The following is a 15,954-nucleotide window of genomic DNA, read 5'->3' as shown; positions in this document are numbered from 1 at the left end:
GGGGAGGCCCCCGCTAGGCTGAAACCATGCAGACGGTGAACACCCCCGACACCCGGGAAGTTCCCTGGGGCGACGTCTGGGGGCAGGACGATGCCGTCGAGACGCTTCGTGCCGCTGCGGCCGATCCGGCCAGCATGACGCATGCCTGGCTCATCACGGGCCCTCCGGGCTCTGGTCGTTCGACGCTCGCGTACGCCTTCGCGGCGTCGCTGATCGCCGCCCCGGGGGATCACCATGCGATGCGTCAGGTCATGGCGCGCACCCACCCGGACCTGTCGGCGCTGCGCACCGAGGGTGTGATCATCTCCATCAAGGACGCGCGCGCCCTGGTGGAGCGCAGTTATCTCGCGCCGTCGGCCGGCCGTCATCGCGTGATCGTGGTGGAGGACGCCGACCGCATGACCGAGCGCACCTCGAATGTGCTCCTCAAGGCCCTCGAAGAGCCGCCCGCCGAGACGGTGTGGGTGCTGTGCGCCCCCTCGGAGGCGGACCTGCTTCCCACGATCCGCTCGCGTGTGCGGACGCTGCGCCTGCGGGAGCCCGAGGTCGAAGACGTGGCCCGCCTCATCCAGGCCCGCACCGGAGTTTCCGCCGAGATCGCCGAGCAGTCGGCCCGGCACGCCCAACGTCACATCGGCATGGCCCAGCGTCTCGCCACGGATGAGGCGTCACGGCGTCGTCGTGAATCCACGCTGCGCGGGGTGCTGGCGGTGCGATCCATCGGCGATGTGATCGAGGTCGCGGCGCAGATCGTCCAGGCCGCCACCGAGGACGCGAAGGCGCTCACCGCGGCACGCGATGAGGCGGAGCGTGCCACGCTGCTGCGCACGGTCGGCATCGTCGAGGGCGCGGCGATTCCTCCGGCCGTCCGATCACAGCTGAACGCACTCGAAGACGAGCAGAAACGCCGGGCCACTCGTAGCCTGCGAGACGGCCTGGACCGCGTGCTCACCGACATGCAGTCCCTGTTCCGTGACGTGGCCATGATGCAGTTCGGGCGCACGGACGGGCTGATCAACGTCGAACTCGCCGCGGACGCGCGCGCCCGAACCGAACAGTGGACGCCACAGCGCACGCTCGCCGTGCTGGATGCCATCACCGCCACCCGTGAGGCGCTGCAGCAGAACGCGGCACCCGTACTCGCCATCGAAAGCCTGCTCATCACGGTAGGAACCGGAAGGACACCATGAAGACCTCGCTGCTGCGACGGGGAGTGGCAGCGATCGCGCTGCTGGTCACGACCTCACTCACCCTCAGCGCCTGTCTGTACTCCCAGATCCCGAAGGGGGCGGGGGAGATCTATCAGAACGTTCCCGCTTCGACGGAGGGTGTGCCCGAGAACCTGGTGCCGTTCTACACGCAGGAACTGGACTGGAAGATCTGCAACACGACCTTCCAGTGCACGACCGTGGAGGTCCCGCTCGATTACGCGCACCCCGAGGAGCGCACCATCGAGCTGTCGGTGATCCGCAGCGTTGCCATGGGCAAGCGCCAGGGCTCCCTGTTGACCAACCCCGGAGGACCGGGCGCGAGCGGTGTCGCCCTCATCCGCGACTCGCTGAGCTTCGCCGTGGGCAAGCCGCTGCGTGAGAACTACGACATCATCGGTTTCGATCCCCGAGGCGTCGGGGAGTCCACCGCCGTGTCGTGCCTCAGCGGCACCGAGAAGGACGCCTTCCTGTATGACCCGTACACCGGTGCCCTCGGCAGCGACGAACGACGCACGGAGATGGACGCGCGCGGTCAGGCCTTCGCCGACGCCTGCGCCGAGAACTCCGACGGCCTTCTTCCCTACATCACCACGGTGAACGCGGCGAACGATCTCGACATCCTCCGCGGCGTGCTCGGCGACGAGAAGCTGAACTACCTCGGCTACTCGTACGGCACATTCCTCGGTGCCAGCTATGCGCAGCAGTTCCCGCAGCGGGCCGGCCGTCTCGTGCTCGACGGCGCCATCGACCCGAGCGTCTCGGGGACGGACGTCGGCCTGACCCAGGCCGCCGGATTCGAGTCCGCGCTGCGGGCATACATGTCCGACTGCATCACCACACGCGAGTGCCCGTTCACCGGCGACGTGGACCAGGCGCTCACGGACCTGTCGACGCTGATGCACACGGTCGACGCGTCCCCGCTGCCGACCAGCGACACCCGCACTCTCGACGGCAGCTCGCTGATGACCGCGATTTCGGCCGCCATGTACAACCAGGACAACTGGAGCTATCTGACGCAGGCACTGTCCGGTGCGCTGGAGGGCGACGGCAGCGTCGCGATGTCGCTGGCCGATTTCTACAACGGCCGTGTGGGTCCGGGCGAGTACGAGGACAACTCCACCGAGGCGTTCACCGCATACAACTGCATGGACTACCCGGATGAGGGCGACGCGGACAGCGCCGCGGCCGAGGAGCGTCTGCGTGCGGAAGCACCGACCATCGCCGACTTCTGGGACGGACCGAACACCTGCGGTTCCTGGCCCGTGGCCCCGACCGGCGTGCGCGCCCCCATCGCGGCCGAGGGAACGGGACCCATCGTCGTCATCGGAACCACCAACGACCCCGCGACGCCGTACCAGTGGTCCGTGAACCTGGCGGATCAGCTCGCTGAAGGCGTGCTCATCACTCGTGTGGGTGAGGGACACACCGGCTACGGCAAGGGGAACAACTGCGTGGATGACGCCGTCGAGTCCTACCTGATCGACGGCACCACCCCGGAGGACGGACTGCGCTGCGAGTGATCCGGCTCGCCCGGAGTCTGGCCGGTTTCAGAGCACGCTCGCGCATGCTGTAAGCTGATCCATGGCCCGCCGCTTTAGCTCAGTCGGCAGAGCGAGTCACTCGTAATGACTAGGTCGTCGGTTCGATTCCGACAAGCGGCTCCACAGAAAACCCCCGGTTTGCCGGGGGTTTTCGAGTTTCCACAGCCGGGTGGAGCGGTATCCCACTGGTGCTTGCGGCGAACATGCGGCCCGCTGGAAGCACGTAGGCTCACTCTATGGCTCGAGCACTTCTGATCGTCGACGTCCAGAACGACTTCACGGAGGGCGGCGCCCTGCCGGTGTCTGGAGGCGATGCCGTGGCCGCAGGCGTGACGGCGTTCCTCGCTGAGCATGCGGACGAGTATGACCGCATCGTGGCCTCGCGGGACTGGCATGACCCCGACGGCGACAATGGGGGACACTTCGCGAGCGGCACGCCCGACTTCGTGGACACCTGGCCCGTGCACTGCGTCGCGGGAACTCCGGGTGCTGACTACGACCCGTTGCTGGACACGAGCGCCATCACGGACCACGTCCTGAAAGGTCAGGGAGTTCCCGCCTATTCGATGTTCCAGGGGAGGACGGCGGATGGCACCGGAACCGCGGCACTGCTCGCCTCTTACGGCGTGACGGAGGTCGATGTGGTCGGCATCGCCACCGACCACTGCGTGCGTGCCTCCGCGCTCGATGCTGTGCACGCCGGATTCGAGGTCCGGGTGCTCACCGACTTGATCGCCGGTGTCTCACCGGAGACGAGCGCGCGGGCGTTGAGCGAGCTGGCCGCCGCGGGCGCAGATCTGGAGCCCTCGGAGACCATCACCACCGTTCGTCAGGTGCGCGCCGACGAATGGATGCGTGTGAAGGAGCTCAGACTGCGCGCTCTTGCCGACCCCGATGCCGCCGTCGCCTTCCTCAGCACGGTGGAGGCATCCAGCGCCGAGCCGGATTCCTTCTGGCAGGATCGCACCGAAAACGCTGCCGAGGGCAGTTCCACGGCGGCTCAGTTCATTGCGGAACGCGCGGGTGAGTGGATCGGCACGGCCACCGTCCTGATCCAGCAAGCCGGGTCGGTGAATGAGTTCGGTGTGCTGCGTCCGGCCGACCGCGCGATCATCGTCGGCGTCTATGTGGACCCGGTGGCTCGTGGCGAGGGCGTGATCGACGATCTGCTGACGATCTGTGGTGCGTGGGCGCGCACCGAAGGACTCTCGGAGATCTTCCTGGACGTCCACGTCGACAACCACCGCGCACAGGCTGCCTACCGCAGGGCCGGATTCACTGCCACGGGCGTTCGTTTCACCGCGTCGATCGGCGACGAGATGGAGATGTCGCGCCGGCTGTAGCTCTCAGCGCCGACGAGCGTCAGGGCGCGTTCGGCGCGGATCCAGAACGGACACCGCGATCCGATCGGCGAGCCACACCAGAAATCCGGCCACGGACAGACCCGTCAGTCCGCCGGCCGCCAGCAGAACGGCCACCGCTGTGACGAGCGCTGCCTCGATCGCGAGGCGCGCGGGTTCGGGAAGCCGGTACTCGGCCTTCGGTGAGAGGAACAACGCCCACGTCACCGCGACGACGATGACCGCGGCGATTGCGGTGGGCCACTGCCAGCCGCCGGTGGTGAGTCGCCATGCGCCCGCGAAGGCCCCCGCCAGGAGGGCGAGCTCGACGATGAAACGCACGAGGAGCGCGATGCGGCGGGCAGTGCCGCTGCGGACCCCATCGGCCGGGTCATCGGTCATGATCACACCGTAGCGGTGCCATGAGCCGCACCGCACATCCGGAGGGACGAAGCGATGAAGCGGTGGAGTGACGGAGCCGGAACAGCGGACTGATCCTCTGAAGGCCGGTGGCCGCAGAGGCGGCCGATGTCTCACGGTGGGCCCCGTGGGGCTCGAACCCACGACCCGCGGATTAAAAGTCCGATGCTCTGCCAACTGAGCTAGAGGCCCGTCCTTCCACTCTAGAGGTTCGTCGGGGCGTCGCGCTCCGCAGCAGGCCGGGCGCGAGTGCAGGATCATCCGCCGGGTCCATGACCATATCGGCAGAAGTCTCATGTTTTCGGCGCCTGGTCCTGGATTCGGCGCACGTGCACCCTCGTCCCCGAAGCCGCGCGTACCCTGGAGTGATGCCTGAGTCGTTCCATAAGCCGGTGCGCCGGCCGTCGTCGATGTTCGACACGATCTTCGGCGGACATGACCCGGCTGACACCTCTCGTGTGGCGCATTCGACGGCGCACGCGCTGTTGGCCCGCGTCCGCGAAGATCCGGAAGCGGAGGTGGTCGAGCGCCTGGTGGCGTTCACCGCCGAGCACGGTATCGACACGATCGCGTCGCTGTGGTCCCAGGCACCGGCCCGCAGCCTTCCCGGCGCGCTCTGGAGGATCTACCTGTTGCAGCTGATGGTGCACGAGGACGCTCACACATCGAGCATCATCTACGAGCGCGGACGCCACGAGCTTGCATCTGCCGATCCGATCGTCGCGGGAGCGCCGACACCGGCCGGTCCCGATGAGATGGTGGCGCTTGCCGATGCGATTCTCCGCGGAGTGTTCGACGGCGACTTCGCTGTCGCCCTCAATCGCGCCGCGTCCTTCAGCCGTGTCGAAGCATCCGGGGCGACACACCTTGCGGACGACTATGAACTCACCGAACCGGATCGGTCCACCGCTCTCACGACGAAGGCCCTGCGGCTGTCCACATTCGCCGCGGACCTCGATGCTGCGGCGGCCCACTGGCGTGCCGGCACCCTGACCTGAGCCAGCAGTCGCCCGCGCGGCGCCCGCGTCGCCGGTTGACAGCTGGGGGACGGCGCGGCCCCGACCACCCCGGATTCGCCGGTTGCGCGCCGGGAACAGCACGGCCCGCATCGGACGCTGGCTTCGCCGGCCGAGGGTACGCAACAGGACGCTTCGCATCGGACGCTGGCTTCGCCGGCCGAGGGTACGCAACAGAACGCTCCGCATCGAAATCTGGCTTCGCCCGTCCGGCGCAGAGCAGCACGTCTCCCACCCGATGCACACGGCGTCAGGTGAGTGTCTGAAACTGCATCGGATGCACGCGTCACCGGCCGAGCGTCCCACCCGACCGGCGGGCGAGTCCGCGCAGCCAAGATTCGTGCTCGGTACGTCGGGTACGTGTGAGGACACGCCCGGACCGCTGCTGCCAAAGGCGGAGATTTCCCGGACCGGAATACCCTCGCCCGCGATCGCGTTATGATCGAGTGCCGGGCCGCAGTAACCCCGGGCTCCAAAACTTGCCGCTCCGAGCGGCCTCGCGCCGAGAGGCGTTTCTGCGGCCCGGTTTTATCATGTCCGGGCGATGCGCGTGTCGACGAATCCCGCCGGACTAGGCTCAGGACATGACGCGTTTCGCACTGCTCATCCGGCCGGTCGCGGCCGATGACCACCGCTCCGGGTTCTCCGACACGTTCGCCGAGACCGATCCGTCCGCCCCGGCCCTTTCCGTGGGGGAGCTCAGCACCCAGCGCGGCGACGGGATCTTCGAGTCGATCGGTGTGGTGGACGGCCATGCGCAGGAGGTCGGCCCGCATCTGGAGCGCCTGGAGCATTCGGCCCGGCTGTGCGACTTGCCGGCGCCGAACCTCACGCAGTGGCGGGAAGCCATCGCCATCGCCGCGTCGCACAGCGGAGCCGGTGAGTACGTCATCAAACTCATCCTCAGCCGGGGCGTCGAGCACGGCCCGACGCCGACGGCGTGGGTGACCCTCGCGCCCGCCGCGGACAACACCCAGGCCCGCACCGAGGGGATCGCGGTTGTCACGCTCGATCGTGGCATCGACAGCGAAGCACCGGCGCGCGCGCCATGGCTTCTGCTCGGGGCGAAGACCCTGTCGTATGCCGTGAACATGGCCGCCATCCGCGAGGCACACAAGCGCGGCGCCGATGATGCCGTGTTCCACTCGTCGGACGGCGTCCTGCTGGAGGCGCCCACCGCATCCGTCGTGATCCGCACCGGCGAGCGCTTCGTGACCCCGGCCCCGGGCGCCGGAATCTTGCATGGCACCACCCAGATCAGCCTGTTCCAGTACCTCTCCGGACGCGGCTTTGAGGTCGGCTACGAGACCCTGCGCACCGAGGCTCTGGCCGAGGCCGATGCGGCGTGGCTCGTCTCCAGCGTCCGGCTGGCGGCACCCATCACCTCGGTCGACGAGAGCGCGCTGACGGTGGATGACCAGCTGACGGCCGAGATGAACGCGTACCTGCTCTCACCGCGCGACTGATGACGCAGCTGATCGAACTCGCTGCCGGCGATGCCCGGGCAATCCTGACTCGCACCGATGGCGCAGCGCTGCTGTCGCTGACGGTGGCCGGGGCGGAGTTCCTCGCGGCCGACCCCAGCGCCGCCGGTACCGGGGAATGGGTCGGCGGGAACTACCCGCTCGCGCCCTGGCCCGGCACGGTGCCATCGAGGGTGGCCCGAAACGGCGCCGATCGCATCGACCTTCCGAGCCGCAGCCGGGGAAAGATCTCACACGGATTCCTGCTGGAGCGCACCTGGGACGTGATCGAGCAGACAGCCGACCGGGTCGTGTTCGGGCACGGTATCCCCGAGGGCCCCTGGCGCGGGGACGCACGGCAGACGTATCGGCTGTTCCCCGACCGCCTGGAGGCCCGCCTCGAGGTCACCGTGGCGCAGGCGGCTCCCGTCGGACTCGGATTTCACCCGTGGTTCGCTCGCGAACCCGACGGCGGCCTGCCCACGCTCGTCTCGGAGTTCGATGAGCTGATCCTCGCGGATGCGCAGGGTACCGAGACGGTGTCGGTCGATGCTCCGCAGTCACCCCGGGATGCCGTTCACCGCGGCGCGGTCAGGATGCCGCAATTGCGCTGGCGCGACGGACGAACGCTCGGCATCGAGAGCGAGTCCCGGGTGTGGGTGATTTACGAACAGGATCCGCGCGGGATCTGCGTGGAGCCGTGGACCTGTACGCCCGGTGAGTTCGCGGCGGGGGAGCGGATCACCGATGCCGGAGGAACCGAGGCGCTATCGATGACCCTGCGGTGGTCCCCGGCGCACTGAGCCTGCGCGATGGCCCGCGCGCCTTCAGGAACCTGCCGTCGTTGACCGACCGCGCGCGGCCGTCACCAGGGGGACGCCGATCGACAGGATCGTGAAGGTCAGGGTGAACGCACTGGTCGCACCCATCAGCAAGGTCGCCGGGAGGAACCCTCCGGGACTCCACGCGCTGCCCGGCAGCCCGGGTCCGATGATCGCGAAGATCGCCATCAGCAGGACCGCGGCCACACCCGCGAACACCAGCGCGTGAGGCAGCACCCTGAGGCACAGCAACCAGAGCAGTGACAGCACCGCTGCGCCCGCCAGAGTCCACACGGTACCCGGGAGAACCCAGCCCAGGGCCGCGACGGCTCCGCCTCCGAGGTAGAGCCCGACGCCGAGCGCGACTCCGATCAGAGCATTGGCGCCCGTACTCCGCGAGCGAGCCGAGGACTTCGTTGACGGGTGCATGTTCTCCAGGACCGACATGCTCGCAGGCTATCGGCGGGTCGCCCGAACCTCAATCGGGTCGTCTGACCTGTTGGCCCCACGGGCGCGATCGCCGGCCGCCGCGCCCCGTCTTGAAACGAGGAGATGTCGTCCTGGCCTGGGCTGAAACCGCGGAATGGTCCTCGTGTCGCGACACGATCCTCGTTTCGCGACACCTGCGCCGCGTCTGACGCGCTGTCAGTGGGGCGGACGAGGGACTCGACTCGGCGACGAGGTGGGCTTGTCTCGAAACGAGGAGATGTCGTCCTGCCGGGTGCGGAAACCACGCAACAGTCCTCATGTCGCGACACCCGCGCTGGACGCCGCCCCGCAAGGAGCGGCACCTGAAAACGAGGACGGGGCCGGCTCCGCAGAGCCGACCCCGTCCGGAGAGCGCTGATCAACCGAAGCGGCCGGAGACGTAGTCCTCGGTGGCCTGAACCGACGGCGTCGTGAAGATCGTCGTGGTGTCGGCGTACTCGATGAGCTTGCCGGGCTTGCCGGTGCCGGCGATGTTGAAGAACGCCGTCTTGTCGCTCACCCGCGAGGCCTGCTGCATGTTGTGGGTCACGATGACCACCGTGTAGTCGTTCTTCAGCTCGTTGATGAGCTCCTCGATTGCGAACGTGGAGATCGGGTCGAGGGCGGAGCAGGGCTCGTCCATCAGGATCACATCCGGGGAGACGGCGATCGCGCGCGCGATGCACAGACGCTGCTGCTGACCACCGGAGAGGCCAGAGCCCGGCTTGTCGAGGCGATCCTTGACCTCATTCCAGAGGTTGGCGCCGCGCAGCGACTTCTCCACGAGCGCGTCCTGGTCGGACTTCGCCATCCGGGAGTTGTTCAGCTTGACCCCCGCCAGCACGTTCTCCTTGATGGACATCGTGGGGAACGGGTTGGGGCGCTGGAACACCATGCCCACCTGGCGACGGACCATCACCGGGTCCACTCCGGGGCCGTACAGGTTGTTGCCGTCGAGGAGGACCTCGCCCTTCACGTGTGCACCGGGGATGACCTCGTGCATACGGTTCAGGGTGCGCAGGAAGGTGGACTTGCCGCAGCCCGACGGGCCGATGAAGGCGGTCACGGTGCGCGGCTCGATGTTGATGGAGACGCCCTCCACGGCGAGGAAGTCGCCGTAGTAGACGTTCAGGTCGTTGACCTCGATGCTCTTGGACACGATGTTCCTTTCGGCTCAGCGGCCGGTCTTGGGGGCGAAGAACTTCGCGACGAGTCGCGCGACGAGGTTCAGCACCATGACGATGATGATCAGTGTGAGGGCGCCGGCCCAGGCACGGTCGACGTAGGCCTCGGGCGGGATTCCCTTGTTGGCCCACTCGGTGTAGACGAAAACCGGCAGGGTCTGCATGCGCCCGTCGAACAGGTTGTAGTTCATCGACGCGGCGAACCCGGCGGTGATGAGCAGCGGCGCCGTCTCACCGATCACGCGGGAGATGGCGAGCATGATGCCCGTGGTGATCCCGGCGATGGACGTAGGCAGGACGACCTTGAGGATCGTCAGCCACTTCGGGACGCCCAGCGCGTATGCGGCCTCGCGCAGCTCGTTCGGAACCAGGCGCAGCATCTCCTCGCTGGAGCGGACGACCACCGGGATCATCAGCACCGCGAGAGCGACCGAGCCCATGATGCCCATGCGCACGCCCGGTCCGAAGATCAGGGCGAACACCGCGTAGGCGAACAGACCGGCGACGATCGAGGGGATACCCGTCATGACGTCCACCAGGAACGTGATGCCGCGGGCGAGCTTGCGGCCCTGACCGTACTCCACGAGGTAGATCGAGGTGAGCAGGCCGATCGGGATGGAGATCACGGCGGCGCCGAGCGTGATGAGCAGCGTGCCGATGATGGCGTGCAGCGCTCCGCCGCCCTCGCCGACGACGTTTCGCATCGAGTTCGAGAAGAACATGACGTCGAAGCGTGCGACGCCGTAGGCGATCACGGTCCACGCCACGGAGACCAGCGGGACCATCGCGATGACGAAGGCGCCGGTGACGAGGGCGAGGACGAGCCGGTCGGTGGCCTTGCGGCGGCCCTCGACGATGCCCGAGAGCACCGTGACCAGCACCACGTAGGCAATACCGGAGAGCACGAGCCAGCCGGCCACGTTGAAGGAATCACCGCTGGCAGCGGAAATCAGGGCGAAGACGGCGCCCAGTGCGACGATCAGGCCGCCGAGAAGCGCCCAGGGGGCCCAACGGGGGAGCTGGCCGCGCGTGAGCGGAGCGGATGCGGCGGCGGTCACGGTGGGAACGCTCGGCGGGACGATGGTGGAGGTCATCTCAGTTCGCTCCCGAGAATTCCTTGCGACGATTCACGAGCCAGCGCGCAGCGGCGTTGACGGCGAACGTCACGACGAAAAGGATGAGGCCGGTGGCGATGAGAACGTTGATGTTCACCTTGTACGCCTCCGGGAACGTCAGCGCGATGTTCGCGGCGATCGTCGAGGGGTTGAGCGAGGTCAGCAGCTGGAAGGAGACCGTTCCGGTCGCCGAGAGCACCATGGCGACCGCCATGGTCTCGCCCAGTGCGCGGCCGAGGCCGAGCATGGAGGCGGACACGATTCCGGAGCGGCCGAAGGGGAGCACGGCCATGCGGACCATCTCCCAGCGCGTGGCGCCCAACGCCAGCGCGGCCTCCTCGTGCAGCTTCGGGGTCTGCAGGAAGATTTCGCGGCAGATCGCGGTGATGATCGGGACCACCATGACCGCGAGCACCATGGCGGCGGTGAGGATCGTGTTGCCCGTCTTGGAGACGTCGCCGCTGAAGAGCGGAATCCAGTTGAGGTTGGTGTTGAGCCACGAGTAGACGGGCTGAACGGCCCCGGGGAGCACGATGATGCCCCAGAGGCCGAAGACCACGGACGGGACCGCCGCGAGCAAGTCCACGATGTAGCCGAGCGTCTGCGCCAGCCGGCGCGGTGCGTAGTGGGTGATGAACAGCGCAACGCCCAGTGAGAGGGGCACCGCCATCAGCAGGGCGAGGAATGCCGCCCAGATGGTTCCGAAGAGCAGGGGCCAGACGTAGTCCCAGAAGTTCGTCTTCAGAACCGATGCGTCCTCGCTGGTCGCCGTGAAGGCGGGCAGGGACTGCACGATGAGGAAGATCGCGACAGCGGCCAGCGTGACCAGGATCATGGAACCCGCGAACAGCGCGGCTGAAGAGAACCAGATGTCTCCGGCGCGTCGTTTGGCGACGATGGGTTCATCGGTCGCGGCAGTGGTGGCTGACATGTCGCCTTTCCGTGAAGGGGAGCAGAGGTGAGGGGTGCGGGCCAGAGCGGCCCGCACCCCTCAGATCATCACTTGATGGCGTCCACAGCGGCCTGGGCCTTCTCGCGGAGCGTGTCCGAGATGGGCGCCGAGCCAGCCGACGTGGCAGCGGCCTGCTGGCCCGCCTCGCTGATCGCGGCGGAGAAGAAGCCCTTGGCCAGCGCGCCGATCTCGGCGTCCTTGTACTCGCCGCAGCCGATCAGGTAGCTGATCAGCACGACCGGGTAGGCGTCCTTCGCCGTGGTGGTGCGGTCGATCTTGATCGCCAGGTCGGTGGCCTCACGGCCGTCCTCGAACGGCGAGGCGTCAGCCGCGGCTGCCGCACCCTCGGCCGAGTGACCGACGTACGCGTCGCCGACCTTGACCTTGACGGAGGCCAGGTCGCCGGCCTGGGAGGAATCGGCGTAACCGATCGTGCCCTCGCCGCCCTTGATGGCCTCGATGACTCCCGAGGTGCCCTGGCGAGCCTCGCCGCCCTCGAAGGGCCACTCCTCGACCGAACCGTAGGTCCAGGCGTCGGCACCGGTGGCCGAGAGGTAGTCGGTGAAGTTGCCGGTGGTGCCCGACTTGTCGGAGCGGTGCACCGGGCTGATGGTGCTGTCGGGCAGCGTCACACCGGGGTTGGTCGCGGCGATGGCCGGGTCGTTCCACTTGGTGATGGTGCCCGCGAAGATGCCCGCGAGGGTGCTGGGGTCCAGGTCCAGGCTGTTGATGTCGGCGCCCAGGTTGAAGACGATGGCGATCGGCGAGATGTACGCCGGGATCTCCACCAGCGCGCTGCCGTCGGCGCACGCCTCGAAGGTACCGCCCGAGATCTCGTCGATCTTGAACGCGCGGTCGGAGCCCGCGAAGTTGAAGGCACCGGTGCCGAACGACTCACGGCCAGCACCCGAGCCCTGCGGGTCGTAGCTGATGGTCGCGTCCGGGTTCGCAGTCTGGAAGTCCTTGGTCCACGTCTGGATGGCGACCTGCTGCGAGGTGGCGCCACCGCCGACGAGGTCGCCCTTCAGGGCAGCGGACGTGGTGGTCTCGGACGAAGCCGAGGAAGAGCCGGTGGTCGGGTCCGTGGTGCCCGAGCCGCCCTCGTTCGCGGCGCAGCCGGCGAGCGCAAGAGCGGCGACGGCGCCGATGGCGCCGATCTGAACAAAGCGGGTGAGCTTCACGAGGTGAATCCTTCACTGTGTCGGTTGTTGCCCTGGTGCAGGCACACGACGACCGTAAGTGTGGACTCTAAACAGGTGTCGCTGGCTACGTGAACGGAAGGTGAACGGCCGGTCTCAGTTCGCTGCGTGCGTGCGGGCGCTGCTCACACCCGTGACTCGTACGTCTCGATGGAGACGATGCCCGATCCGGGGTTGGTTGCCGAGAGGTGAACGACGCTGAAAGCCGCGGGCTCCAGCTCCGCGGCATCCACGAGATACCGGCCCTCCACGGTGCCGGTGGCGAGTGCGATCTCGTGGAAGATCTTCGGGATCACGGGGCGGTGACTACAGAGGACGGCGGGCTTGCGTGAGCGCACCCGCTTGCCGACGATGCCGCGGATGTCGTCCTCACCGGCCTCGAACGCAGCTTGACTGATGCCTTCGGCCCGGATGATCTCACGACCGAGCGAGGCGGCCAGGGGCACGGAGGTGGTGACACATCGCACCGCGGGGGAGGAGACGATGCGCTTCACCCCGAACGCTCGCAACGGGCCCGCGATCTGCGCCGCCTGCTTCGTGCCGCGTGCGGTGAGCGGACGCGCGGTGTCCTCGCCCTTCCAATCGGCACGGGCGACGGCGCGCGCGTGACGCAGCACGATGAGCGGGAAGGTCTCTAGCGCGCCGTCATCGACCAGCCGCAGGAAGTTGTCGAGGATCTCGACGTCGACGGGGTAGCTGAGGTAGGTGCGGGCCTTCTTCGGGGAGACCCACTCGATCCCGGCCACCTCCCGGTTGGGCACGAACGCCGATGCCCGAAGCGCCGCTTCCGTGGCCTCTGCGGTCCAGTAGTGGACGATCTTCTGTTTGCGGCTGGGGAGGCGATAGCGGGAGACGCCGACGGGTGCTCCGAGGACGATGCGTATGCCCGTCTCCTCGAACACCTCGCGCACGGCGGTCTCGGCGAGCGTCTCGCCGGGATCGACCTTCCCCTTCGGCAGCGTGACGTCGGCGTACTTGGTGCGGTGGATCACGAGGATGCGCAGCTTCCCCTCCACCATGCGCCAGACGACCGCACCGGCCGCGTAGACCGCGGTGTCCCTCATCGCACCGCGCGAGCGCGGCGGCGCCGCGCGATCTGGGCCATGGTCGCATCCTGGGCGTCCACGAGGGGAGCGCCCTTCGCGTCCACCGAATGGCGGGTCCACTCTCCCTCGGGACCGAGGTGCCAGGAACTCGTGCCCTCGTTCATCGCCAGTGCGAACAGATCGCCGAGCTCGGTGAGGTGCGCCGGTGCGACCACGCGGATGAGCGCCTCCACGCGCCGATCCAGGTTGCGGTGCATCATGTCGGCGGAGCCGATGTAGAACTGCGGATCCCCGTCGTTGTGGAACGCGAAGATGCGCGAGTGCTCCAGATACCGGCCGAGGATCGAGCGCACGGTGATGTTCTCGCTGAGGCCGGGGACGCCGGGCTTCAGGCTGCAGATCCCGCGTACCCACACCTCCACCTTCACGCCCGCGTTCGAGGCGCGGTACAGGGCGTCGATGATCTGTTCGTCCACCATCGAGTTGACCTTGATGCGGATCGAGGCGTCCTTGCCGGCGAGGGCGTTGCGCCGCTCCTTGTCGATCAGCCGCAGGAGCCCCTTGCGGAGGTGGCGAGGTGCCACCAGCAGGCGCTTGAACTTCTTCTCGATCGCGTACCCGCTGAGCTCGTTGAACAGGCGGGTGAGGTCCTTGCCCACCTGATCGTCGATGGTGAACAGGCCGAAGTCCTCGTACAGCCGCGAGGTCTTCGGGTTGTAGTTGCCCGTTCCGACGTGCGAGTAGTGGCGGAGAACGCCGTCCTCCTCACGGATCACGAGCGCCAGCTTGCAGTGGGTCTTCAGGCCGACGAGGCCGTAGACCACGTGCACGCCGGCCTTCTCCAGCTGACGCGCCCAGCCGATGTTCGCGGCCTCGTCGAAGCGAGCCTTGACCTCGACAAGGGCGAGGACCTGCTTGCCGGCCTCGGCGGCGTCGATCAGTGCCTGCACGATCGGGCTGTCGCCGGACGTACGGTACAGGGTCTGCTTGATCGCGAGCACGTGCGGGTCGCGTGCCGCCTGCTCCAGGAACGCCTGCACGCTGGTGGCGAAGGACTCGTACGGGTGGTGCACGAGGACGTCGCCACTGCGGATCGCGCCGAAGATGTCGGCACGGCTCTCGTTCCCGGTCGGACGGAACGGCACGGCCGTCACGGGGACGTGCGGTGCGTACCGCAGCTCGGGACGGTCGATGCGAGTGAGGGAGAACAGCGCGCGCAGGTCGAGCGGGCCGGGGAGGCGGTAGACCTCCTGATCGGTGATCGACAGCTCCTTCAGCAGCAGCTCCAGCGTCACCTCGTCCATGTCGTCGGTGATCTCGAGCCGGATCGGCGGTCCGAACCGGCGACGCATCAGCTCGGCCTCGAGGGCCTGGATGAGGTTCTCGGTCTCATCCTCCTCGATGACCATGTCCTCGTTGCGGGTGAGGCGGAAGGCGTGGTGGTCGATGACCTCCATACCGGGGAAGAGGTCGCCGAGGTGGTTGGCGATGAGGTCCTCGATGAGGATGTAGCGCACGCCACCCGAACCCGGCACCTCGATGAAGCGTGGCAGCATCGGCGGCACCTTGAGGCGCGCGAACTCCGTGCGGCCGGTGCGCGCATTGCGGATGCGGATGGCGAGGTTCAGCGACAGGCCGGAGATGTACGGGAAGGGGTGGGCGGGGTCGACGGCGAGCGGCATGAGCACCGGGAAGACCTGCGCCTGGAAGTACTCGGCGAGGTGCTCGCGATCGGCCGCGTCCAGCGCGTCCCACGACACGACGGAGATGCCCGCTTCGGTGAGAGCCGGGCGCACCGAGTCGGTCCACGCCTGGGCATGGCGCAGCTGCAGCCTGTGCGCCTCCGCGGAGATGTCCGCGAGCACGTCGGCGGGGGCTCGTCCGACGTTCGTCGGAACGGCGAGCCCGGTGACGATGCGGCGCTTGAGCCCGGCGACACGCACCATGAAGAACTCGTCGAGATTGCTGGCGAAGATCGCGAGGAAGTTCGCTCGCTCGAGCAGCGGAGTGGTGGGGTCCTCGCCCAGTTCGAGCACGCGCTGGTTGAACTTCAGCCAGCTCAGCTCGCGATCCAGGTAGCGATCGTCGGGGAACTGGTCGTCCGATTCCACGGCGAGCACATCGAAGTCGTCGTCGTCCTCGCCCAGTCCGGCGTCAGGGATCGTCGTGTCGATCATG

The 15,954-nt window shown here is 67.8% G+C and carries 14 protein-coding genes, 2 tRNA genes and 1 pseudogene; 8 read left to right on the top strand and 9 right to left on the bottom strand.

All coding sequences use genetic code 11. The features are described from left to right. The first annotated feature begins 26 nt into the window (after positions 1 to 26). The 5 genes and pseudogenes from ACIQJ5_RS11395 to ACIQJ5_RS11375 all read left to right on the top strand — a co-directional run bounded on the left by ACIQJ5_RS11395 (position 27) and on the right by ACIQJ5_RS11375 (position 4,095). On the top strand, positions 27 to 1,190 hold the full coding sequence (locus ACIQJ5_RS11395; RefSeq protein WP_402843949.1) for a DNA polymerase III subunit delta': 1,164 nt from the start codon (positions 27 to 29) through the stop codon (positions 1,188 to 1,190). Beyond that, the gene (locus ACIQJ5_RS11390; protein WP_402843946.1) at positions 1,187 to 2,731 is read left to right on the top strand and encodes an alpha/beta hydrolase; all 1,545 of its coding nucleotides are present in this window, start codon (positions 1,187 to 1,189) and stop codon (positions 2,729 to 2,731) included. Before ACIQJ5_RS11395 ends, ACIQJ5_RS11390 begins: the two co-directional genes overlap by 4 nt. 68 nt (positions 2,732 to 2,799) lie before the next feature. Next, positions 2,800 to 2,875 (top strand) — tRNA-Thr (locus ACIQJ5_RS11385). 113 nt (positions 2,876 to 2,988) lie between these two features. Beyond that, a pseudogene (locus ACIQJ5_RS11380) lies at positions 2,989 to 3,552 on the top strand (isochorismatase family protein); the annotation flags it as partial. Between the two features lie 51 nt (positions 3,553 to 3,603). Further along, complete coding sequence (locus tag ACIQJ5_RS11375) at positions 3,604 to 4,095, top strand: GNAT family N-acetyltransferase (protein WP_402844373.1); 492 nt, start codon at positions 3,604 to 3,606, stop codon at positions 4,093 to 4,095. A 3-nt stretch (positions 4,096 to 4,098) separates the two neighbouring features. Here the strand turns inward: ACIQJ5_RS11375 and ACIQJ5_RS11370 are convergent, their stop codons facing one another. Continuing rightward, the gene (locus ACIQJ5_RS11370) at positions 4,099 to 4,494 is read right to left on the bottom strand and encodes a YrdB family protein (RefSeq protein ID WP_231091864.1); all 396 of its coding nucleotides are present in this window, start codon (positions 4,492 to 4,494) and stop codon (positions 4,099 to 4,101) included. A gap of 137 nt (positions 4,495 to 4,631) precedes the next feature. After that, a tRNA-Lys gene (locus tag ACIQJ5_RS11365) sits at positions 4,632 to 4,704 on the bottom strand. A gap of 176 nt (positions 4,705 to 4,880) precedes the next feature. On the opposite strand from ACIQJ5_RS11365, the gene ACIQJ5_RS11360 reads away from it, so the two are divergent. The 3 genes from ACIQJ5_RS11360 to ACIQJ5_RS11350 all read left to right on the top strand — a co-directional run bounded on the left by ACIQJ5_RS11360 (position 4,881) and on the right by ACIQJ5_RS11350 (position 7,794). Further along, positions 4,881 to 5,510 (top strand): DNA-directed RNA polymerase subunit beta, encoded by a 630-nt coding sequence (locus tag ACIQJ5_RS11360; RefSeq protein WP_231091865.1) that lies wholly within the window; start codon positions 4,881 to 4,883, stop codon positions 5,508 to 5,510. A gap of 602 nt (positions 5,511 to 6,112) precedes the next feature. Then, positions 6,113 to 6,994 (top strand): aminodeoxychorismate lyase, encoded by an 882-nt coding sequence (locus ACIQJ5_RS11355; RefSeq protein ID WP_231091866.1) that lies wholly within the window; start codon positions 6,113 to 6,115, stop codon positions 6,992 to 6,994. Further along, positions 6,994 to 7,794 (top strand): hypothetical protein, encoded by an 801-nt coding sequence (locus ACIQJ5_RS11350; protein ID WP_402843941.1) that lies wholly within the window; start codon positions 6,994 to 6,996, stop codon positions 7,792 to 7,794. Before ACIQJ5_RS11355 ends, ACIQJ5_RS11350 begins: the two co-directional genes overlap by 1 nt. A gap of 24 nt (positions 7,795 to 7,818) precedes the next feature. Here ACIQJ5_RS11350 and ACIQJ5_RS11345 read toward each other — a convergent pair whose 3' ends face one another. The 7 genes from ACIQJ5_RS11345 to ACIQJ5_RS11315 form a co-directional block, all read right to left on the bottom strand. Continuing rightward, on the bottom strand, positions 7,819 to 8,259 hold the full coding sequence (locus ACIQJ5_RS11345; protein ID WP_402843938.1) for a hypothetical protein: 441 nt from the start codon (positions 8,257 to 8,259) through the stop codon (positions 7,819 to 7,821). A gap of 400 nt (positions 8,260 to 8,659) precedes the next feature. Then, the gene (gene pstB, locus ACIQJ5_RS11340; protein ID WP_231091869.1) at positions 8,660 to 9,439 is read right to left on the bottom strand and encodes a phosphate ABC transporter ATP-binding protein PstB; all 780 of its coding nucleotides are present in this window, start codon (positions 9,437 to 9,439) and stop codon (positions 8,660 to 8,662) included. A gap of 15 nt (positions 9,440 to 9,454) precedes the next feature. Continuing rightward, the gene (gene pstA, locus ACIQJ5_RS11335; RefSeq protein WP_402843935.1) at positions 9,455 to 10,558 is read right to left on the bottom strand and encodes a phosphate ABC transporter permease PstA; all 1,104 of its coding nucleotides are present in this window, start codon (positions 10,556 to 10,558) and stop codon (positions 9,455 to 9,457) included. 1 nt (position 10,559) lies between these two features. Continuing rightward, the gene (gene pstC, locus ACIQJ5_RS11330) at positions 10,560 to 11,510 is read right to left on the bottom strand and encodes a phosphate ABC transporter permease subunit PstC (RefSeq protein WP_231091871.1); all 951 of its coding nucleotides are present in this window, start codon (positions 11,508 to 11,510) and stop codon (positions 10,560 to 10,562) included. A 68-nt stretch (positions 11,511 to 11,578) separates the two neighbouring features. After that, the gene (locus tag ACIQJ5_RS11325; protein ID WP_402843931.1) at positions 11,579 to 12,712 is read right to left on the bottom strand and encodes a phosphate ABC transporter substrate-binding protein PstS; all 1,134 of its coding nucleotides are present in this window, start codon (positions 12,710 to 12,712) and stop codon (positions 11,579 to 11,581) included. A gap of 143 nt (positions 12,713 to 12,855) precedes the next feature. Continuing rightward, positions 12,856 to 13,794 (bottom strand): NUDIX domain-containing protein, encoded by a 939-nt coding sequence (locus ACIQJ5_RS11320; protein ID WP_402843928.1) that lies wholly within the window; start codon positions 13,792 to 13,794, stop codon positions 12,856 to 12,858. After that, the gene (locus ACIQJ5_RS11315; protein WP_231092152.1) at positions 13,791 to 15,953 is read right to left on the bottom strand and encodes an RNA degradosome polyphosphate kinase; all 2,163 of its coding nucleotides are present in this window, start codon (positions 15,951 to 15,953) and stop codon (positions 13,791 to 13,793) included. Before ACIQJ5_RS11315 ends, ACIQJ5_RS11320 begins: the two co-directional genes overlap by 4 nt. Position 15,954: the final 1 nt, after the last annotated feature.

The organism is Microbacterium sp. GXS0129, assembly GCF_044769785.1.
GTDB classification, from domain to species: Bacteria; Actinomycetota; Actinomycetes; order Actinomycetales; family Microbacteriaceae; genus Microbacterium; species Microbacterium nymphoidis.
The sequence above is the reverse complement of the archived record's forward strand: the minus strand, read 5'-3'. Positions and strand labels throughout refer to the sequence as shown.

Bases quoted from the DNA above. Each gene is read 5' to 3' on its own strand.
- ACIQJ5_RS11395 (WP_402843949.1), top strand. From the start codon at position 27: ATGCAGACGGTGAACACCCCCGACACCCGGGAAGTTCCCTGGGGCGAC.
- ACIQJ5_RS11390 (WP_402843946.1), top strand. From the start codon at position 1,187: ATGAAGACCTCGCTGCTGCGACGGGGAGTGGCAGCGATCGCGCTGCTG.
- ACIQJ5_RS11375 (WP_402844373.1), top strand. From the start codon at position 3,604: ATGCGTGTGAAGGAGCTCAGACTGCGCGCTCTTGCCGACCCCGATGCC.
- ACIQJ5_RS11370 (WP_231091864.1), bottom strand. From the start codon at position 4,494: ATGACCGATGACCCGGCCGATGGGGTCCGCAGCGGCACTGCCCGCCGC.
- ACIQJ5_RS11360 (WP_231091865.1), top strand. From the start codon at position 4,881: ATGCCTGAGTCGTTCCATAAGCCGGTGCGCCGGCCGTCGTCGATGTTC.
- ACIQJ5_RS11355 (WP_231091866.1), top strand. From the start codon at position 6,113: ATGACGCGTTTCGCACTGCTCATCCGGCCGGTCGCGGCCGATGACCAC.
- ACIQJ5_RS11350 (WP_402843941.1), top strand. From the start codon at position 6,994: ATGACGCAGCTGATCGAACTCGCTGCCGGCGATGCCCGGGCAATCCTG.
- ACIQJ5_RS11345 (WP_402843938.1), bottom strand. From the start codon at position 8,259: ATGTCGGTCCTGGAGAACATGCACCCGTCAACGAAGTCCTCGGCTCGC.
- pstA (WP_402843935.1), bottom strand. From the start codon at position 10,558: ATGACCTCCACCATCGTCCCGCCGAGCGTTCCCACCGTGACCGCCGCC.
- pstC (WP_231091871.1), bottom strand. From the start codon at position 11,510: ATGTCAGCCACCACTGCCGCGACCGATGAACCCATCGTCGCCAAACGA.
- ACIQJ5_RS11320 (WP_402843928.1), bottom strand. From the start codon at position 13,794: ATGAGGGACACCGCGGTCTACGCGGCCGGTGCGGTCGTCTGGCGCATG.
- ACIQJ5_RS11315 (WP_231092152.1), bottom strand. From the start codon at position 15,953: ATGATCGACACGACGATCCCTGACGCCGGACTGGGCGAGGACGACGAC.